The following is an 18,159-nucleotide window of genomic DNA, read 5'->3' as shown; positions in this document are numbered from 1 at the left end:
AGACAAGGCGGCGAAGCGCCGCAAGAAGCACCTCAGCGTCGCAACGAGCGGCGACGAGCCTGGCGATGAGCCGAAGGCCCTTTCCGAATGCGACGTCAAATCGAACATCAAGTCCATTCCGGGCGTGGCATGTGCCCAATAGGACCACGCTTTCGAAGGAAAAAAACGTGTCAAATATTGTATGTGAACGTGACACGGACTGCAGGCGAAAGTCTTTGCGCGCACCGTCGTCGATTTTCGTTCCGAACACAAATAGCGGGGCGCAGTTGCCTTGGTATACTATCTACCCAACAATACAGGAGTTTTCTCCAGAAATCGGCGCCCACACTTATGAGCAATGGCTGAGAAGCCAGGGAACTGATGACGCTGTCTCGCTCTATCTCCACATTCCATTCTGCCGCTCGATGTGCTGGTATTGTGGTTTTCCGACTAGCATCACTCGTCGGGACACTTTGATAACCGATTATCTAGCAATGCTGCGCGAGGAAATCCGCCTGGTCGCCGAGCAAGTGCCGCAGGCACTCTCCGTGGGTGACGTGCACTTTGGCGGCGGATCCCCGACCATTATGCCATCGGCAGACTTCCTGTCGCTAATGGAACTCCTGCGCGGCCGTTTTGCGCTTGAGCGAGGTGCAACCATTGCCGTTGAGGTCGACCCGCGCACGTTCACCACCGATATGGCCGAAGCCCTAGAAAGAACCGGTGTGAATCGCGCAAGCGTCGGTGTGCAGAGCTTCGATCCCGTCGTACAAAAAGCGATCAACCGGATTCAGAGCGAGGCGCAAGTGATGACCGCCGTCGAAAACCTCCGCCTGTATGGGGTCAGGCGTATCAATTTCGACTTGATGTTCGGTTTGCCGAACCAAACCGTCCAGTCCTGTCTCGAGAGCGCTATGTTAGCTATTGCGATGCGTCCCGACCGCCTCGCGGTTTTCGGTTATTCCCACGTTCCATCTTTTCGAAAAAATCAGCGCTTGATTGACACAGCAGCACTGCCCGATATAGCCGCGCGAGCTGAGCAGGCCTCAGCCATGGCCGATACGTTAGTTGCAGCAGGCTATCTGCAAATTGGTCTCGACCATTTTGCTTTGCCGGATGACGAGCTTGCAATAGCACAGAGAGCTGGTCGTCTGCGCCGAAATTCGCTTGGTTACTCTGCCGAAACCTGCTCAACTGTCATCGGTTTGGGCGCGTCCGCCATTGGTCGTTGCGGCGACGGTTACGTTCAAAACGATCTCACGCAAAGCTGTTATAACCGGCACATAGCATCCGGCCGCTTGGCGATCTCAAGGGGCTACCGTTTAGCTACCGAGGATCGCGTAAGAGCTGCAATCATCGAACAGCTCATGTGCTACTTGGAGGCGGACATATCAGCAATCTGTACGGCTCAGGGATTTGATCAGACCCATCTAGTGAGTTCAGCTAAGCAGCTAGAGATTCTGGCTGAGGATGGGATCGTTGAGTTTGACAACGGTTTAGTCAGTGTGCGGCACGAACGTCGCTCTGCCCTTCGCCATGTCGCTGCCGCGTTCGATGCTTATCTTGGCCGCCAGCCGATCTAGACTGGCAAACGGAGGACCTTGGAGTGATCACTTAATCGAGCTCGAGTTCGTCGAGATGTTAGGCAGGAGGCAAGCCCCCAATTGCTCGATTTTAAATCGATCGCTGAATTCGCAGTCCATGGCATGTGTCGGTCTCGATCGCGTCACAGTTCAGCTCTCGCCACTGGCAAAGTGATCTGCCACTGAATTTTCATCCAGCGGCGATTAGAGCCTCAGCGGTTTTGAATACGCCAAGTGGCGCGGTGTGAGCAACCGGCGGAAACGCGAAGCCTTCATCTTGCGCAGCGTTGGAGCCGGTTGCGGCGATGGTCCCGGCATAATCTGCCGGGGTCTGATATCCGAGCGATGAGTGCGGCCGGAAATTATTGTAATCGTCCGCCCATTCGGCAATGGCGCTTCGGGCATGATCGAGGCCAAAGAACAGGCTTTCGTTGAGCAGTTCGTCGCGCATGCGCCCGTTGAAACTCTCGACATAGCCGTTCTGCATCGGCTTTCCCGGCACGATGTAGTGCCACTCGACCTTGTGATCCTTCGACCAGGCGAGGATGGCATTCGAGGTGAGTTCGGTGCCGTTGTCGGAGACGATCATTCCGGGCTTGCCACGTCGTTCGATCAGCGTCGTCAGCTCCCGTGCGACGCGACGACCGGAGATCGAGGTGTCCGGGATTGCTGCCAGACATTCGCGCGTCACGTCATCGACGACATTGAGGATGCGGAAGCGTCTGCCGCAAGCAAACTGGTCATGGACGAAGTCCAGCGACCAGCGGGCATTGGCCTTCGCTTCGACCAGAATCGGCGCACGCGTGCCGACAGCACGGCGTCTGGCTTTACGCTTGCGGACAAAGAGACCCTCCTCGCGATAAAGACGATAGATGCGGTTTACCCCGGACAGCTCTCCCTCCCGCCGAAGCAGCACGAACAGCCGCCGGTAGCCGAAACGCCGACGCTCGTTGGCAAGGTAACGCAGCTTTGCTCGCAACTCCGTCTCCGGCGGTCGGTTCGCCTGGTAGCGGATCGTCTTGCGGTCGGCGGATATGATCTGGCAGGCCCGCCGCTCCGAAAGACCCATCACGGCCTTCAGATGCGTGACGGCTTCGCGCTTGGCGACAGGCCCTACCATTTTTTTGCAAGAAGCTCGCGGAGCGCGGCCGCATCCAGCATCTGTTCGGCCAGCAGCTTTTTCAGCCTGGCGTTCTCGTCCTCAAGCGCCTTCAGCCGCTTGGCCTCGGACACTTCCATACCACCGTATTTGGCTTTCCAGTTGTAAAACGTCGCTTCCGAAATCCCGTGCTTGCGGCAGAGGTCGGCTGCCTTCGCACCAGCCTCCTGCTCCTTCAGCACCGCAATAATCTGCTCTTCGGTAAATCTCTGCTTCTTCATTCGTCCGTCCTTTAATGGGCCGGACTCTAATCCATTCTGGAGGAAATTCTCAGTGGCAGGTCAAAAGAAATCCGCCGTCAAATATCGTGAAAGGTCTGGCGCAGCACGGCTTCACCGGCTCGGTTGCGCGCGCCAACTTGAAGCAGGCGACACCTTCGTTCAAAACGGACCAGACGCCCGGACAGTTCAGCTTGACGCCACCAATGCGGCTTCGATTGCGCAGGCGGCGGAGACGCGCATCCAGGAAACCTGCGGCAGGCTCGATGTTCACGGTGGCGATCGAGCGCGGTTAAATGCCTAGAACATGGCCTAAACACTCTTGTCGTTGATCTCGACGAAATGGGACCGTGTTCGGACCCCAATTATTTGTCCTTGCCGTACACAGGTGATGCTGCCGTTGGCTCCACTACATGCCCAGGGCGACAGGTTGTTGCACTGCGACAGGTCACCGTTCAAACCGCTCCAGCATTGTTCTCAACTGCGCGTTTTGCAGCCTTAGCTTTCTGGCTAGCTGCCTCCTGAGCACCCTGATGTCTTCGTCGAGGCTCATCTGGTCCGCAGTGTGAACTGCCGGGGCAGCGTTTGCAATCGCGGCTGATGCCTTCTTACGCGGGGCGACCTCGAGAGTTCGCTCGAGCCTCGTAGCATCGTGCCCAGCGGCGATGTCGGTACTAAGCCCGCCGAATGGAGGTGGATCGGCCGCCTCAACGTTTTTGGCATCTTGGCCTTCGACCTGATCGTGGCCACCGATTCCGACTTCCTTAGAAACAACAAACTCGGTGGAAATTGCAGGAGAATGGCCGTGACGGGGAGGCCCCTCGCTTGCCGGTCGAACGGCGCTTATCAGGCTCTTCTCGGCAGGCGTTTCGGTCGGACCGGCAATGGCCAATGTGTCCGGCGTAACCTTCTGGTCCGAGCCGTTTTCTCGCTTTTGTTCGCGACCCGGTGAGATCAGTCGGGCAAGAAGTTTCCAGGGAGACGCCATCTATCCGACCTCGCGTTTTATCCCGCAAGCAGGCAGTGAGTTTGGGGTCCGGCAACAGCATTACCGTTGCCGAATTGTTTGTCTCGATAAGAATGTAGATCCGGTCGCTTATTGACCGGCTGCTTATATCAATCGAGCTTGAGCCGTTTGCGCAGATCTTCATTTTCAGCGCGAAGTTTTCCAGCAAGAAGCTTGCGCAGCCGCTGATTTTCCTCTTCCAACTGCAAAAGGTCTGCCATTTCATCGCTCGCCGTCATCGGGGCAGCCGGCGCTGCCTGCACAGCCTTTGGAGCACGGCGCACAGGTGCGCGTTTGGCGCTCGCCGTGGCTTCGATAGCCTTTGTCTTGCGCCCTCTCCTCTTCACACCACCGTCCCCGGCCAGCGCAGCTGCCGGCTCTGCCGTAGCGTCAGCTAACGCGGTCTCGAGTGCCGCGACTTTTTTGGCGCGCGGTTTGCGCTGTTTCTTCGGCGCATTAGGCGTTTCGACAACGGTCTGTCCATCGACCTTGGTTGTCGTATTAGTCTCGTCGGCCATGCTCATCTCCTGTGTATCTGATGCAGTTGTCGACGGCCCGAGAGGCGCTGTCAACAACTGCTCGGCCTGATCTTGTTCCGGCAAAGACATTTCGCTGTCGGGTTTGCCACTCTGAGAGCTACCTGACAGAAAAGGCAATGCCTCTTCCTCTAGATCGCGCGCGACTGACTTTAGATCCACATTGCCCCAGATCGAGTTCGATCTGGCATCAAGTTTTCGCCTGCCGTTCTTGTACTCGACGGCAAAACTGCGTTGCACTTTTTTCAATATAAGAGGCCTTGGAGAATCCACGGGGTGGCTGATGTTATGCTGGAACAGCACGAATAGCGCCTACCGGACTACCAGTCTATACCCACGGTCTAGCCTGAGGCCAATTTTTTAGCGCCGCATTATTTTTTGGAGTTACCGCGGCCTCTGCCGATTTATCGTCCCGGTCCCTAAAGTGGTGAAGGAGCCGCGCACCAACCCAGGCTTCTCCTTCGTCGGCTGGCGCTTCAAAGACCAGATGCTGCGCACTTACGCCGGGGAAAATGTTGAAGCGCTTGGCCCACGTTTCGCGGCACTCGCAGCGGCGGTGCTGACCAAGACCGAACGCAGTTTCCTTGCAGCTAGCGCCGCCATTAGGCTCATTGATGTGCCGAGACGAACATGCGGCTTGGCTTTGTCGGCTGAAACAAGAGTAGCGAAGGAGTGTTGCTTTTATGACAAGACACGAGGAGTTTGTCGGTCGAATGTCACAGGCGGATCTGCCTTGCACACGGCCGCCATAGAGAGAAGGATGGGGTCGCCGCTCGCTTCACTGCTGAGTCACGCCATCGTTTTCGTGAATGCATTCCATCCAAACAATCGATTTTACTGATCGAAACGGTTGCCATTAGAAGACGCTGAAGAAGCGTTTTGTAAAAGCCGTAATTCGGAGTTCTTAAAATGGGTCCTCGGGTGCCGTGGAGACTGTGCTGGGAAAACGAGATGAGGCAGTCGGTCTGCTGCCTGGTCTCGATCGTTATCTTGCGCTCGACGTGATCGGGTAGAATCTTGGTCGTTGCTTCTCGACGTTTCAGTGGGCTCTCACGGGACGCACTTTTGCCCCGGTCGATGCCGCCTCCTATTCGTCTTCACCGCGCGCTGGTCATCTTTCTACTGCTTCCCCTTCTAGCGTTTGTTGCAGATCGGTTCTCACGCCGTGGGCGCCGTTCGACGTGATTATCAATGGCGGCCCCACCGCGTGGGAGCTGAGTTCGGTACTGGCGCATATGCGAATGACGGAGGCCGGCGGCGGAATTCTGTGTGCTATGCCTCGGAGCCAACGCAGGCGCACTCGCCGCTGCAAGGATACGGTCTGCGACCTTTGCAGCGACCCCCAAACGTCGTTGTGGCTGTCGGGCGGAAAGATGAAGGACTGGGTAATGTGGATACGTTACGCGGCGTTACTGCCGCAAATGCTTCGGTCTGGGGCTCTGTTAGCGCCGATTGTCGGCAATCTCACCGATCCGGTCACGATCTGATTTCGGCTTCGACCCGTGAGCTCTAGCTGCACTGTCAAGCGCCACCCTATGAAACTGCGAAAGCCGGTGGCCAGACCAGAGCGACCTACCTTTCGAAACGAACTGGAGAGCAACATGCTGTGTCTAGGGCTCAGTGGCGGTCTAAGCAGAGTCTACGAAAATTCGTTCGATCTACCGAACACCTTTATGCACGATGGGGCTGCGGTTCTCGTTCGCGACGGGCGAGTGATAGCGGCGGTCGAGGAGGAGCGCCTTAACCGGATCAAGCACTCCAACAAGTTACCAACGCGTTCGATTCAATATTGCCTCGCATCTGCAGGTGTTCACCTGAGCGACATCGACCGCATCGCGTATTATGCGACCGAGGCCTATTGCAACGCTGTGCTCGAGCGCGTGCGCCTCTCTCACCCAAGTACCCCAATACCGGACGCGAGACTGTTGTTGTGCGGATTACTCGGGCAAGAATTTGGTGCCGAAATTGATCCCTCACGTGTGTCGTTCGTGAGCCACCATATGTCGCACGCGGTGAGCTCGTTTTTCATGTCGGGCTTCGAGCGAAGTTTGGTCCTCTCAATTGACGGCGGTGGAGACTTTCTTTCGGGGCTTTTGGCGATTGGTTCCAGCACGGAGATTGAGCCACTCGTGACATTTCCGGAGAATGATTCTCTAGGGCTGCTATACTTGGAAACGATCCGCTACCTAGGTTATGGCGCGTTCGATGAATATAAGATCATGGGTCTGGCACCTTACGGCAATCCCGCTTCGTACCGCGAGATCTTCGAACAATTTTACGAACTCCTAGACGACGGTGGTTATCGGGTCCATCTCGACCGAGTTGGTCCTACGTTGCTCAGTAACATTCAAATACGCCAGAAAGGCATGCCGTTCACGCAGCAGCATAAAGATGTGAGTGCTTCACTGCAGGAAGCACTGGAACGGATCGTGTTCCACGTCCTACGGCATTACACCAAGGTTACGGGCATCGAACGACTGTGTTTGGCCGGAGGAGTGGCTCACAACTGCACTTTGAATGGCAAGCTGCTGTACTCGGGGATGTTTGACGACATCTTCGTGCAACCGGCTGCCCATGACGCTGGCTGCGCACTAGGCGCCGCATTGATGGCGTCTCATGATCTGGGGCATCCGGCACCTCGTGAGCGTTTGCAAAACGTCTATTGGGGACCCGACCTGGAGAGCGAAGGAAGCGTGGAGGAGGAACTTTTTGCTTGGGGCCAGCATCTCGAAATTGAACGGAGTGATGACGTGACAGGCAAAGCAGCCGAATGGATTGCGGATGGCGCCGTGATCGCCTGGGTGCAGGGGCGTTCGGAGTTCGGTCCACGGGCGCTAGGCAACCGGAGTATTCTTGCTGATCCGAGGCCGGCGTCAAACAAGGATCGAATTAATATGATGGTCAAGAAGCGGGAAGGCTACCGCCCATTTGCTCCCTCGGTATTGGAGGAGGACGCCGTGGAATTTTTTGATCTGCCAGGTACCTTGCGCAAATTTCCTTTTATGAATTTCGTAGTGTCTGTGCGCGAACCCAAGCGTGGTTCGCTAGGCGCCATCACGCACGTAGATGGTACGGCTCGTTTGCAGACAGTGTCACGCGAGACAAATCCCGCATATTGGGAGCTAATCAATGCTTTCGGGAAGCGAACCGGCGTTCCGATCTTGCTCAACACGTCGTTTAACAACAACGCCGAGCCGATAGTGGATTCGGTTAGGGATGCCGTAACGACTTTTTTGACGACCGACCTGGATGCACTTGTGATCGGTCCATTTCTCGTCAAGAAGCGAATCTCAACGATGGAGGAGTGGAATAAACTAGCAGTTTCCTTGCCACCTTACGCAAGTCTCCATCAGGCGCGTGCATATTCCACCCTGGATCGGCAAGAGACTGTATGTGAGATCCGCACAGGCGCCTCCAGCCTGCAGGCCGTGCGTATTTCACCGGAGTTGTTTGAACAGCTAATTAGGATTGAGGGAGAAGCCCTGGTTGGCGACATTTTGGATGGAATCGCGCCTGTTTCAGGTAGTCGTGAGACTTTCCTAAATGAACTTCGGCAGATTTGGGAGCAGCGTTGCATATGCTTAAGCCCGGTACGTGGTCGCAAATCACAGTTATCCGTCCCCGCTGAGGCCTCGGTGACTAGTGGGCTTTCAGCATAGCTTGGGGTCGCTTCGTTACGCCAAACAAACTCGCGAATAACAAAGCCCGCGACCGACAATGCGCCGTGCCCACCTAATCGCACGGCGACGCGTCAACAACCATGTCGAAAGAAGGGCCAGATGGCTCGGTATTTCAGTGATATCCTGCCCGAGCTCGTTCAGCAGGGGCACTTCGAAAAGTTAAGGAGACTGTGATGGATCCGGTGTGTGAGTTAAACGTACATCGACAGATCGTTTCGCTTCTCGATAAGCCTAACCCTGTAATCTTTGACATTGGGTGCAATGACGGAAGCGATGCTCAACGCTTTCTGCGCCTTCTTCCGAGCGCCCAGCTCTATTGCTTTGAGCCAGACCCCAGAGCCGCTGCACGCTTCAAGGAGAAAATGGGTTCTGATCGGGATCGGATGAGGCTATCCGAGGTTGCGATCAGCGACCGGAACGGGATGATCGAGTTTCATCCCAGCAATGGCAATGACAGCGCTAAGGAATGGGATCTCTCGGGCTCGATACGCCGTCCCAAGAACCATCTTTCTGAGTACGAGTGGGTTCGGTTTGACCCTCCGATTTCGGTTGAGACTAGGAGGCTGGATGACTGGTGCAGCGAAGCTGGCCTAGAGAACATAGATCTCATCTGGATGGATGTGCAGGGAGCCGAGGCCGACGTTATTGCCGGTGGCAATCAGATCCTGATGAGAACGCGTTACATATATACTGAGTATAGTGATCATGAGCTCTATGAAGGCCAGCTTCCCCTGCGCGCCATTCTTGAGCTCTTACCTTCCTTCCAGATGGTAGTTGAGTATCCCCGAGGAGTGGAGGGTGACGTTTTGCTTAAAAACACAAGCCTATAGCCGGTTCCCTTTTTGAGATTCAAGAACCGCGCCGAGTTTGCCGGAGGCTTCAACTCATGAGAGATTGGAGCCGATATGAGCAAGACAACGAACAAATTCTCGCCTGAAGTCCGTGAGCGTGCCATCCGCATGGTGCTGGATCACGAAGCCGAGCACCCCGCGCGGTGGGCTGCCGTTTCATCTATCGCGGCCAAGATCGGCTGCTCGCCGGCCACGCACGCTGCACGAATGGGTGAAGAAGACCGAGGTCGATAGCGGTAAGCGAGCAGGCCGGCCGAACGATGTCGCCGAGATTATGAAGGCTCTTGAGCGGGAGAGCCGCGAGCTTCGTCAGGCCAACGAGATTCTGCGCAAAGCGTCGGCGTATTTTGCCCAGGCGAAACCTGCCACCGGAAAAGACGCTCGACAGCTTTGATTTTGATGCAGTCCCTATGGTCTCCAAGGCCCAGGTCATGGCCATTGCCGCTGGCGACAGCTGGGTCGCGAAAGGTGCCAATATCCTCATGTTCGGTGCGCCGGGCGGCGGAAAGAGCCATCCCGCCGCGGCCCTCGACCTCGCGCTGATCGAGAACGGTTGCGGGTGCTGTTCACTCGCACGACCGACCTCGTCCAGAAACTGCAGGTCGCACGGCGTGAACTCCAGATCGAATCCGCCGTCGCAAAGCTCGACAAGTTCGATCTGCTTATCCTCGACGACCTGGCCTACGTCACTAGGACCAGGCCGAAACCCGCGTGCTCTTCGAGATATGAGCGGCGCTCCATCATCATCACCGCCAATCAGCCCTTTGGAGAATGGAACCGCGTCTTTCCGGACCCGGCCATGACGCTTGCCGCGGTGGACCGACTTGTTCATCACGCTACGATCATTCGAAATGAACGTCGAAAGCTAATGGCGACGTTCCGCGATGGAAGCCAAACGTGGTCGACCCAGCCGGCTTGCGGCCATTACCTCTATCTCATTGCAAAACGATGACACTGAAACGTCAGGAATCCGGTCTTCTCCATACAAGGCAGCCGATCGAACAAAATGTCGTAGCCTGACGGGAGCGCAGGGGTGTCCCTCCCGCACGCGGCGCCCTTTGCTATCCCGGATGAAGGGGATGGCGGCAACGACATGCGCAAGCCCACTGAGGATAGAAGGACTGGGTGAAAAGGCGCCCCTGAAAACAGTGGGTTTGGCGACACTTGTTGGTTCGGGCAGGCAAGACGTCGTCTACATGCATCAAATGGATGACTCGCATTTAAACAATAGATTTCACCAATTTTCGCGGATGCTCCATAGACGGCCGTCTCCACTCCACCGGGTATGATCCGTTGAAAGGCTCTCAACCAATCCAACAACGCCTGTAGCCCCGAAGCACTGGCGGCGGGAATGGCATCAATCCTACCTGGTATCGCCTGGCCTTAGCCGAAGAAAGGAAACGTCTCATGAAGGTTATTGGTTACTACGTCATCGTTGCAGCGTTGCTCGCATTGACATTGCGGGCCGGGCCGTCACTTGCAGCAGATGATCGTAACCAAGATTGCGGCCCGGCGGCAAGTGACCCCCGCGCAAACCTGAATGGTGCTGACAAAGCCCATTCAGCGGAGCACACTCAAGACTTCAATTGCCAAGATACTCCTGCCGAAGAAGGTGAGTGCTACGAGTGCGTCTTACCCCCCGAAGTACATATTGAAGGCGCCGAAGTGATCGACGTCGCAGACCGAAACCTTATCCGCGGAAAACACTGCTACTCGCCAGAATGAACAGGCACCACTGAATCGTGTCGGTTGAAGGTAGCAGTAAGACCATCAAAGCCACGGCGGCTGGAACATCGATACTTTCTCAATTTTAGGCGACCCTTTGCTTGCTGATCTCTCGTGGTGCCGCACTGCGAGACCAAGCCTTTTCACCTTTTATCTCGCCACCTCGCTATGGATGAAGACATGCGGTTCAAGGGCCTTGATCTGAATCTCCTCGTCGCACTCGACGCCTTGATGACCGAGCGTAATCTCACGGCGGCAGCGCGCAGCATCAACTTGAGCCAACCGGCCATGAGCGCGGCCGTCGGCAGGTTACGCACCTATTTCAATGACGACCTTTTTACCATGGTCGGTCGCGAACTCGTTCCAACCCCGCGTGCGGAGCGGCTCGCGCCTTCGGTCCGCGAGGCTCTGCTTCACATCCAGGTTTCGATCATATCCTGGGATCCGTTTTGCCCTGCTCAATCGGATCGCTGCTTCAGAGTCATTCTTTCCGATTACGCCGCACTCGTTTTTTTTGAAAAGGTCGTGACGCGTGTCGCCCGAGAAGCGCCCGCCGTCAGCTTCGAGTTGCTGCCGATCGCCGATAACTACGATGATTACTTGAGGCGCGGTGACGCCGATTTTCTCATCTTTCCGGAATTGCTCATGTCGCGCGCACATCCTAAGGTGGCGTTATTCGAGGAGACCCTCGTGTGCGTGGGCTGCCGCTCGAACAAGCTACTCTCGGAGCAACTTACACTCGAGAGGTATATGTCGATGGGGCACGTTGTGGTGAAGTTTGGGAACGCTGCTTCCATCGAGGAATGGTGTTTGCTTGGGCACGGGCTTAAGAGACATGTCGAAGTAGTCGTGCAGGGCTTCAGCATGGTTCCGTTCATGCTTTCAGGGACCGAGCGCATAGCGACAATGCCCTTACGCCTGGTCAAGCAGCTCGAAAAGACAATACCCCTGCGGATCGCTGACCTTCCGCTACCTTTGCCCGCGTTCACACAGGCCCTCCAATGGCCCGCGCTTCACAATAGTGATCAGGCAAGCCTCTGGATGCGGGACGTGCTATGCCAGGAAGCATCCCGCATGCCTTCGCCCCATGAGGTAATGAGACGTCTCAGGATTTCCTAGCATTCTTTCGTGGTTTTGTCGTTCGGCGTGATTCATGGCGTCGGAATGAGGAGCCTCTTTGAAACGCCGCCGCTACAGTCTCACGGATGATCGATGATCCTGTCGCCGCTGGCCCAACAGCCGCGCTGACTGACGACCAAGTATGGAGGAACTGGACAGATGCTCTCCTACGCCCGCCGTTCAGCCGACCAATGAAACAACCTCCTCGACAGTTTGTCGACGACGCAAGTCGAAGGTTCACGCAGCTCCAATCGACATTAGCAAGGAGCGGCAAACCAACCCCTAATATGGGACGGGTTCACCACATCCGAGCCGTGGCGCCAGATTGCCCTCCGGTAATACCTCAACGTCTTTATTTTTGCGGCAGAACATTCTCACTGCCCTTTTCCACCTGATCGATCACGAGCAGCTTTACCGGCTCGGTGCCGTTGTTCGCCCCTTTATGCCATATGCCCCAGGACTCGACGATAAAATCCCTGCCGTGAAAATGCTTTCTTTCCCAGATTCTGTATTGGTGACCGTGATCTCCCCCGAAAGCACATAGCCATAGCGCTGATAGCGATGCTGATGAATTGGTAACGTCGCACCGGGCGCAATCTCATAAATCGAAGCGATGACCTCGACATCCTTCCGTGGAACGATGATGGGCTGACCGGCAATCGTACGATCGGTCCTTAAGATAAGCGTAGCCGCGACCGCTTTGTTTTCGAACGCGTTCGCGGGACACGCCAGAGCAAAGAGCGCCGTAGCGATTGAGATGACCTTCATTTGCTTTTCTCCTGATACACGCCGGATCTTCCTGAAGGGTGTTTGCTTCCGAGTTCGGCCAGTTGCAGAGCGAAAAACCTGCATCGTCTCGCCGGCGCCGACATGGGTTCGTTTGTTCCCGGACTATGATGATTATCTTCAGAGCTCTGCGGGTCTTTTCAAGACACTGCATCGCAATACCCCTCCTGGCGTGGTGGCGAGTGGCGTCAAGACATCAGGCGCCGACGCAACAGCGCTGCCGACAGGAAGAACGGCAAAAGCGCGTAGATGCAAAGCGCGCCTATATGCAGGCCCATGCTGCTCGCGGGGCGCCCAAGCATTGCCGGGCGTATGAGGTCGATCGCATGCGCTAGAGGCAAGAACTGCGCTACCTGCTGAAAAGTCTGGGGCAGTTGCGTGATTGGAAACACCGCGCCGCACAAGAACAGCATTGGTGTGAGGACGAGCGTCTGGTAAAAAATGAAATACTCGTAACTGGGCGCAAGCGCCGTGACTACCATCGCAAGGCTCGCGAATGCAAATCCAGTGAGCATGATAATTGGCAGCACATAGACGACTGATGGCCACGTCGCATAGCCTAGCACGGTGGCGACGATTATGATTCCCGTACCGGCAAGAAATGCCTTGCTCGCTGCCCATGCCAACTCACCCAGGATGATGTCCCCAAGTGTCATTTGTGTGTAGAGCATGGCTTCCCAGGTGCGTTGGGCGTGCATTCGCGTAAAGGCCGCGTAAATCGTCTCGAACGTCGCAGACGTCATCGCGCTTGTCGCCACCATGCCGCCCGCCAAGAATGCAACGTAGGTTGTGCCGTCAACGCGACCCACAATAATTCCGAGGCCAAGGCCGAGGCCAAACAGGTAGATCATAGGATCGGCCAGACTTCCAACAATTGACGCAAGTGCTACTTTCTTCCATGCCAGATAGTTGCGTCGCCATATCGCAATCCAGTTAAAAGCGTTGGCGGGCAGAGCCGCAGCACAACCTTCATCCATCGTTCACTTCTCCATCTCGCGCCCGGTCAACCGCAAAAATACATCCTCAAGATTCGGCGGACGCTGCAGAATGCGCAAGCCCGCGCGCTGCCGTAACCGCACACGCACCTGCTCCGGGTCGGACACATAGCAAAAAAGGGTCTCGCCGCTAATTTCGATGCGATCGGCATATTGCCCGACCAGCGATTCCAACTCATGCGGATCGCCGCCGTAGATCTCAATGACTTCGCACCCGATCAGTTCATCGATCAGGTCATGCGGACGCCCTTCGGCAATGCTGCGACCTCCTTCGAGTACGCAGAGTCGATCGCATAACCGTTCGGCTTCTTCCATGAAATGGGTGGTCAAGATGATCGTTTTGCCGCGCGTAAGCAGGGAACGCAGGCGCTCCCAGATCAGGTGGCGCGCGTGCGGGTCGAGACCGGTGGTCGGCTCGTCCATGACAAGTAGCTGCGGGTCATTGATCAACGCACGCGCTAGCGTCAGGCGCCGCTTCATGCCGCCTGAAAGTTCAGACACACGCGCATTCACCTTGCTCTCTAGGCGTGCAAACTCAAGGAGCGACGACATGACCGCCTCGACTTTGCGTGTATTCATGCCGAAGTAGCGGCTGTAGACCAGCAGATTCTCGCGCACAGTGAATTCAGGCTCAAGGTTGTCGAATTGCGGCACCACGCCGATACCCTTTCGCGCCAAGCGAGCCTGGGCAGGCACCGGCACGCCGAGCACGGTAATCTTCCCCGCATCAGGGGCTGTCATGCCAAGGATCATGCGTGCGATCGTGCTCTTGCCCGCGCCGTTCGGTCCAAGCAGCCCGAAGCATTCCCCCGGGGAAACGCGGAACGATAGCGCGCTGACCACGGCCTTGTCGCCATATGTCTTACTTACGTCGGAAAAATCTATTGCGGTCATGAACATGCGCTCATCTGACCGTCGGGCGCCGTTGACCGGCATTTCTTCGGTTGGTTGGGTTCTTCCTGGTCCATCGCACCGTATGTGTTCATTGCGTCTCCATTAAAGGGCTGCAGCAGAATCCGGGAAAACGCCTCGTCCGTGGTAATTGGCACTCGTGTTGCAGAGCAGCCGAATGTCCCTGAGCTTGTTACATTCGAAGAGTAGCTCGGCGCCTTCACGGAGAGAGTGCCTGGGATGGTCTGAAATCGTGCAGATTCATCGAGATGGACAACAGCCGGAATTCTGTCCTGGCATCTCATCCGGGTCTGATGGTTAAACAACATTTCGCAATCCGGAGTTCGAGGGCTGACTATATAAGGCGCACGGGTCCTCCAGGCAGATCGGCGCCACGAGGCGGAGCCACGGGCTGCGGTGGCCGCGCGGCACCTATCACGAGGATAGTTCTTGCAGGGAAATGCCCTGTCATTGGAACGAGACCGGAGCCCTCGACGGATTCGAGAGAACTTTCAGCATTGCACCCCAGCCGTCGATGATGATTTGATCAAGAACGCGTGGATCCGGACCGTGTTGCGCCAAAGCGGCGCCAATCGCGTCGAGATTGTCGACAGTTTCATATCGCGGGTTGCTGCCCCGCTTCTCCTGCTCGACGCAGAAGGCGAGCCACCCATTCTCGACAAGCGCGTCCGCTCCGTCATGGGTCAATTTGATACCACAGATGCGCATAGTGTCTCCATGTCTGAACGTCGAGGGTTGAGCCGTTAGGAGGCAGAAAACGGATTTCGGAAACAGGCGAGCAAGCAATCTTCGTTGACCGACTCACCCCGACACTCAAGCCGCTCTACCTCGAGCAAAGTTTCGTTCAGCATGCCGAGGATCGTCTCAGCACCAGCAACGTGGCCCCAGCGACGACAGTTGGCGTCGCGCGCCGATCCGAAAACCAGATATCCATCTGGCGCAAGCATCCGCACTAAATTCCGAACAGCCCCTCTCATCTCGGCTATTCCTCCGATGTAGTAGAGCACTTCCGCCACAACGATCAGATCAAACCTCTCGTCAGGTGAAAACTGTTGAACATCAGAGACTATCCAGCTGATGTGCGGAGAACCCCTTATGCGTCGACGCGATCTTTCTATAGCCTGAGGCACAACATCGATCACGGTGAGCCGTTTGCAGTGGGGGGCTAGCTGCACCGTAAATGCGCCGGCAGCGCATCCCACTTCGAGCGCACTTGAGATGGATCCCTGGGCAAGCGCCAAGCGGAGCATTTGCGTGTGACGCTCACGCTCGAATGGATTGGCGTCGAGTCCCCATGGATCGGGTGCAGCCAGTTCCCGATTCAGCAATTGATAATTGTCGCTCTGTGTCAACTCGTTCACCTCGGTAAATAGATCTTACTCGTCGCTGCACATGCAGTCAGACGTCGTTCGCCTGGCAGGATGGCGGGCGGGCTTGAGCCTTCGAGGCGCTGTCGCATGTCCAGAACATTCTGTAGTGCGTGCATCAGCCGTCGGATGTTGATTCGAGTTGCCAGCAGAGCTGCGCGACAGCCAGTCGCTATTGCTCAGCGTGCACAGCGCGTAGGCTTTCAAGGGCAGTAGCAGAAAAATATTGATGAATGTATGCAGAGAGAATCCGAGGAACCGTAGTTGGCGGGCCCGAAGCGCTACAACGCTGCAGCGGATCATCGTCATGGCCACAATCATCAGGGCTGCCAACCAAGGCGCGGTGCCCGTCAATGCAAGCTGTGCGAGTCCCGTCAGCACTGATAGTGCCAGAAGCAGCGGTCCGAGGTTCTGTCCGACGACGTCGAGCGTAAGGAAGCGATTGAGGTTGGGCAGCAGGCGCAGCCCAAGCAACGTGTCCCGGAACGTGCTCCGCGCCCAGCGTAGTTGTTGGCGCAGATACGGTCCTAGCTTGTTCGGAACGACTGTCGCTGCGATGGCGCTCGGCACGTACTCTGTTCGAAAGCCTGCCTTCAGCATGAGAATGGTGAGATGCCGATCCTCACCGAAATCGCTTGGCTTTCCCCGAAAATACTGTGACTCGTACTGGTCAAGCAGCGAAGCGAGCGCAGAGCGACGGTACATAACACATGGACCGCAGCAGCACATAACGGCACCGAAGCGAGCTTGTGCCGCACGCTCCTCGTTGCAAGCCAGCCAGTACTCCATGTCGATCAAACGGGTCAGCCAACTGTCGTTTCGGTTGCGGGCCGTCAACTGTCCCATGGCCGCGCCGACAGCCGCATCTTGCATTTTAGGCACGAGCTTCCTGATGACATCAGATGCGAGGATCGTGTCGGAGTCGACGTTTAACACCATATCTCCAGCAGAGCGGCGTATCGCAGCGATCTGTGCCTTCCGTTTGCCGACATTCTGGGGAAGCAGGAGAATATTGAATCTGGGGTCTCGCGCGAAGGCCTCGTGCACAAGTCGCAAAGCCTCGCGATTTTCGGAACCGTCATCAACTAGGTAAACCTGCAGCCTTCCCCCGTATTCCTGACCCGCAATAGAAGCCAGGCACTCCGAAAGCGTGCGGGGATCCTCGTTGAAGCTTGGCACGATGACATCTACGCTGGGCAGCTCGTCAAAGCCGCCCAAGCCGTGGGACGCCAATGAAACATCGGTCGGCAGAGAATAAACGGCCTGCATGCTTTTATATGCAGTCGAGAGAAGTGCATAAAGCGAGACGGCGACAGTGCTGGTTGTGTCAAGCATATCCATCGGATCTTCAGAACTCCCGAGGAAGCGAGCGAAATACAAAGCCGCGATCATGCAAAGCTGGAATTATGCTAGATAACGCCATGATAGTCTGGTGGCGCAGACTGTGGTCAGCTCCTTGCTGCATTTCACTGGAGGGACAACCGTCGTGCAAGAGCACGATTGACCCCGGCCGGACAGACTGCAGCACATCATTAACAATGGCGTCGGCCCCGGGAAGAGACCAGTCTCGCGGATCTACCGACCAGTGCACGGCAGTGAGTTCCGCATTCGCCGAAGCCTTGAGCACTTCTTCGGTCCAGATGCCGTAAGGAGCTCGGATGTGCCGCACCACCGCCTGAGGCGACGCCATTTTTATGGCTCTGTTTGTCTCGAGTATCTGACGTTGCACCTCGTCGGGTTCGCAGTCAGACAGGTCTGGATGCGTCATTGTGTGGTTGGCGACTTCATGCCCCTCTGCAATCATTCGCTGGATCAATTTCGATTGATCGGCCAGGAACTCGCCGATGACGAAGAATGTTGCCGGCACCCGGTGTTCAGCCAGAATATCGAGAATCTCCGGTGTACAAAATGGATGCGGACCGTCGTCGAACGTCAAATAAACGCTGTGACGACCAGTGCCGTCATCGCGCTCACCGTGCACTTCGCACGAGCAATCGAGGTGCGTCATTGCTCTCGTCCTTTCCGGTAAATTATCCTGGTGGCCATTCGGAGACCGGCCGCCCAAAGGTAGGATGATGACGCCGCGCGTGGACGCAGGTCGAAACGCGCGTGTGGCAGCGTGTAGCGTACGCCGTTTCCCAAAATAGCGGTCACCAGACCGCCTCGTTTGAATCTGTCAATACGCGGCTCGTTGCGGACTGTACCGAGTGCGAATGTAAATTCCCTCGACATGGTCGGAGTTG

At 56.3% G+C, this 18,159-nt stretch carries 15 protein-coding genes and 6 pseudogenes; 9 read left to right on the top strand and 12 right to left on the bottom strand.

What is annotated here, in order from left to right; translation table 11 throughout:
- Positions 1–127 (top strand): annotated as a pseudogene (locus C4N04_RS30845) (nitrogenase); the annotation flags it as partial.
- An 88-nt stretch (positions 128–215) separates the two neighbouring features.
- Positions 216–1,562, top strand: coding sequence for an oxygen-independent coproporphyrinogen III oxidase (gene hemN, locus C4N04_RS30840; RefSeq protein WP_080712026.1), 1,347 nt, complete (start codon positions 216–218; stop codon positions 1,560–1,562).
- A 190-nt stretch (positions 1,563–1,752) separates the two neighbouring features.
- Here the strand turns inward: hemN and C4N04_RS30830 are convergent.
- The 4 genes from C4N04_RS30830 to C4N04_RS30815 all read right to left on the bottom strand — a co-directional run bounded on the left by C4N04_RS30830 (position 1,753) and on the right by C4N04_RS30815 (position 4,730).
- Positions 1,753–2,942, bottom strand: a protein-coding gene (locus C4N04_RS30830) for an IS3 family transposase (protein WP_106797738.1) whose coding sequence is annotated in 2 segments (ribosomal slippage) — positions 1,753–2,690 and positions 2,690–2,942 — 1,191 coding nt in all. Because the reading frame shifts where the segments join, the coding sequence is not laid out codon by codon here.
- 49 nt (positions 2,943–2,991) lie between these two features.
- The gene (locus C4N04_RS31685) at positions 2,992–3,213 is read right to left on the bottom strand and encodes a hypothetical protein (RefSeq protein ID WP_158775621.1); all 222 of its coding nucleotides are present in this window, start codon (positions 3,211–3,213) and stop codon (positions 2,992–2,994) included.
- A 174-nt stretch (positions 3,214–3,387) separates the two neighbouring features.
- On the bottom strand, positions 3,388–3,927 hold the full coding sequence (locus C4N04_RS30820) for a hypothetical protein (RefSeq protein WP_004679185.1): 540 nt from the start codon (positions 3,925–3,927) through the stop codon (positions 3,388–3,390).
- Positions 3,928–4,055: 128 nt separating this feature from the next.
- Positions 4,056–4,730 (bottom strand): transcriptional regulator, encoded by a 675-nt coding sequence (locus C4N04_RS30815; RefSeq protein ID WP_029875595.1) that lies wholly within the window; start codon positions 4,728–4,730, stop codon positions 4,056–4,058.
- Positions 4,731–4,905: 175 nt separating this feature from the next.
- Here C4N04_RS30815 and C4N04_RS30810 point away from each other — a divergent pair, with 175 nt between their 5' ends.
- The 7 genes and pseudogenes from C4N04_RS30810 (at position 4,906) to nodD1 (ending at position 11,856) form a co-directional block, all read left to right on the top strand.
- Positions 4,906–5,322, top strand: a complete 417-nt coding sequence (locus tag C4N04_RS30810; RefSeq protein ID WP_011053452.1) for a hypothetical protein — start codon at positions 4,906–4,908, stop codon at positions 5,320–5,322.
- A gap of 760 nt (positions 5,323–6,082) precedes the next feature.
- A complete protein-coding gene (locus C4N04_RS30800; RefSeq protein WP_106797736.1) occupies positions 6,083–8,140 on the top strand; it encodes a carbamoyltransferase in 2,058 nt (685 codons plus the stop codon).
- A gap of 194 nt (positions 8,141–8,334) precedes the next feature.
- Positions 8,335–8,991 (top strand): FkbM family methyltransferase, encoded by a 657-nt coding sequence (locus tag C4N04_RS30795; protein ID WP_088939496.1) that lies wholly within the window; start codon positions 8,335–8,337, stop codon positions 8,989–8,991.
- 75 nt (positions 8,992–9,066) lie between these two features.
- Positions 9,067–9,361 (top strand): annotated as a pseudogene (locus tag C4N04_RS30790) (transposase); the annotation flags it as partial.
- Between the two features lie 13 nt (positions 9,362–9,374).
- Positions 9,375–9,878 (top strand): annotated as a pseudogene (locus tag C4N04_RS30785) (ATP-binding protein); the annotation flags it as partial.
- Positions 9,879–10,419: 541 nt separating this feature from the next.
- Positions 10,420–10,751: pseudogene (nolE, locus tag C4N04_RS30780) on the top strand (nodulation protein NolE).
- Positions 10,752–10,917: 166 nt separating this feature from the next.
- A complete protein-coding gene (gene nodD1, locus C4N04_RS30775) occupies positions 10,918–11,856 on the top strand; it encodes a transcriptional regulator NodD1 (RefSeq protein ID WP_029532439.1) in 939 nt (312 codons plus the stop codon).
- 411 nt (positions 11,857–12,267) lie between these two features.
- Here nodD1 and C4N04_RS30770 read toward each other — a convergent pair whose 3' ends face one another.
- From C4N04_RS30770 to nodB, 8 genes and pseudogenes are all read right to left on the bottom strand, one after another.
- A complete protein-coding gene (locus C4N04_RS30770) occupies positions 12,268–12,624 on the bottom strand; it encodes a cupin domain-containing protein (RefSeq protein ID WP_245425681.1) in 357 nt (118 codons plus the stop codon).
- Positions 12,625–12,830: 206 nt separating this feature from the next.
- Positions 12,831–13,619, bottom strand: a complete 789-nt coding sequence (locus C4N04_RS30765) for an ABC transporter permease (RefSeq protein WP_011053461.1) — start codon at positions 13,617–13,619, stop codon at positions 12,831–12,833.
- Between the two features lie 3 nt (positions 13,620–13,622).
- Positions 13,623–14,573 carry a nodulation factor ABC transporter ATP-binding protein NodI gene (gene nodI, locus C4N04_RS30760; RefSeq protein ID WP_081277761.1) on the bottom strand — a complete coding sequence of 317 codons (951 nt, stop codon included), beginning with the start codon at positions 14,571–14,573 and terminating at the stop codon, positions 13,623–13,625.
- 63 nt (positions 14,574–14,636) lie between these two features.
- Positions 14,637–14,924, bottom strand: a pseudogene (locus C4N04_RS32405) (carbamoyltransferase C-terminal domain-containing protein); the annotation flags it as partial.
- Between the two features lie 129 nt (positions 14,925–15,053).
- Positions 15,054–15,257: pseudogene (locus C4N04_RS30755) on the bottom strand (carbamoyltransferase N-terminal domain-containing protein); the annotation flags it as partial.
- Positions 15,258–15,292: 35 nt separating this feature from the next.
- Positions 15,293–15,910, bottom strand: a complete 618-nt coding sequence (gene nodS, locus C4N04_RS30750) for a nodulation methyltransferase NodS (RefSeq protein ID WP_011053463.1) — start codon at positions 15,908–15,910, stop codon at positions 15,293–15,295.
- Positions 15,911–15,925: 15 nt separating this feature from the next.
- Positions 15,926–17,257, bottom strand: a complete 1,332-nt coding sequence (gene nodC / locus C4N04_RS30745) for a chitooligosaccharide synthase NodC (RefSeq protein WP_011053464.1) — start codon at positions 17,255–17,257, stop codon at positions 15,926–15,928.
- 7 nt (positions 17,258–17,264) lie between these two features.
- Positions 17,265–17,924, bottom strand: a complete 660-nt coding sequence (gene nodB / locus C4N04_RS30740) for a chitooligosaccharide deacetylase NodB (protein ID WP_011053465.1) — start codon at positions 17,922–17,924, stop codon at positions 17,265–17,267.
- Positions 17,925–18,159 lie beyond the last annotated feature (235 nt).

It is taken from the genome of Rhizobium sp. H4 (assembly GCF_003013335.1).
GTDB lineage: Bacteria > Pseudomonadota > Alphaproteobacteria > Rhizobiales > Rhizobiaceae > Rhizobium > Rhizobium sophoriradicis.
The sequence above is the reverse complement of the archived record's forward strand: the minus strand, read 5'-3'. Positions and strand labels throughout refer to the sequence as shown.

What these genes read in the sequence shown, in the direction of transcription:
- C4N04_RS30770 (WP_245425681.1), bottom strand. Translation starts at nt 12,624, where the DNA reads ATGAAGGTCATCTCAATCGCTACGGCGCTCTTTGCTCTGGCGTGTCCC.
- C4N04_RS30820 (WP_004679185.1), bottom strand. Translation starts at nt 3,927, where the DNA reads ATGGCGTCTCCCTGGAAACTTCTTGCCCGACTGATCTCACCGGGTCGC.
- nodD1 (WP_029532439.1), top strand. Translation starts at nt 10,918, where the DNA reads ATGCGGTTCAAGGGCCTTGATCTGAATCTCCTCGTCGCACTCGACGCC.
- nodC (WP_011053464.1), bottom strand. Translation starts at nt 17,257, where the DNA reads ATGGATATGCTTGACACAACCAGCACTGTCGCCGTCTCGCTTTATGCA.
- C4N04_RS30800 (WP_106797736.1), top strand. Translation starts at nt 6,083, where the DNA reads ATGCTGTGTCTAGGGCTCAGTGGCGGTCTAAGCAGAGTCTACGAAAAT.
- nodB (WP_011053465.1), bottom strand. Translation starts at nt 17,924, where the DNA reads ATGACGCACCTCGATTGCTCGTGCGAAGTGCACGGTGAGCGCGATGAC.
- C4N04_RS30795 (WP_088939496.1), top strand. Translation starts at nt 8,335, where the DNA reads ATGGATCCGGTGTGTGAGTTAAACGTACATCGACAGATCGTTTCGCTT.
- nodI (WP_081277761.1), bottom strand. Translation starts at nt 14,573, where the DNA reads ATGCCGGTCAACGGCGCCCGACGGTCAGATGAGCGCATGTTCATGACC.
- C4N04_RS30765 (WP_011053461.1), bottom strand. Translation starts at nt 13,619, where the DNA reads ATGGATGAAGGTTGTGCTGCGGCTCTGCCCGCCAACGCTTTTAACTGG.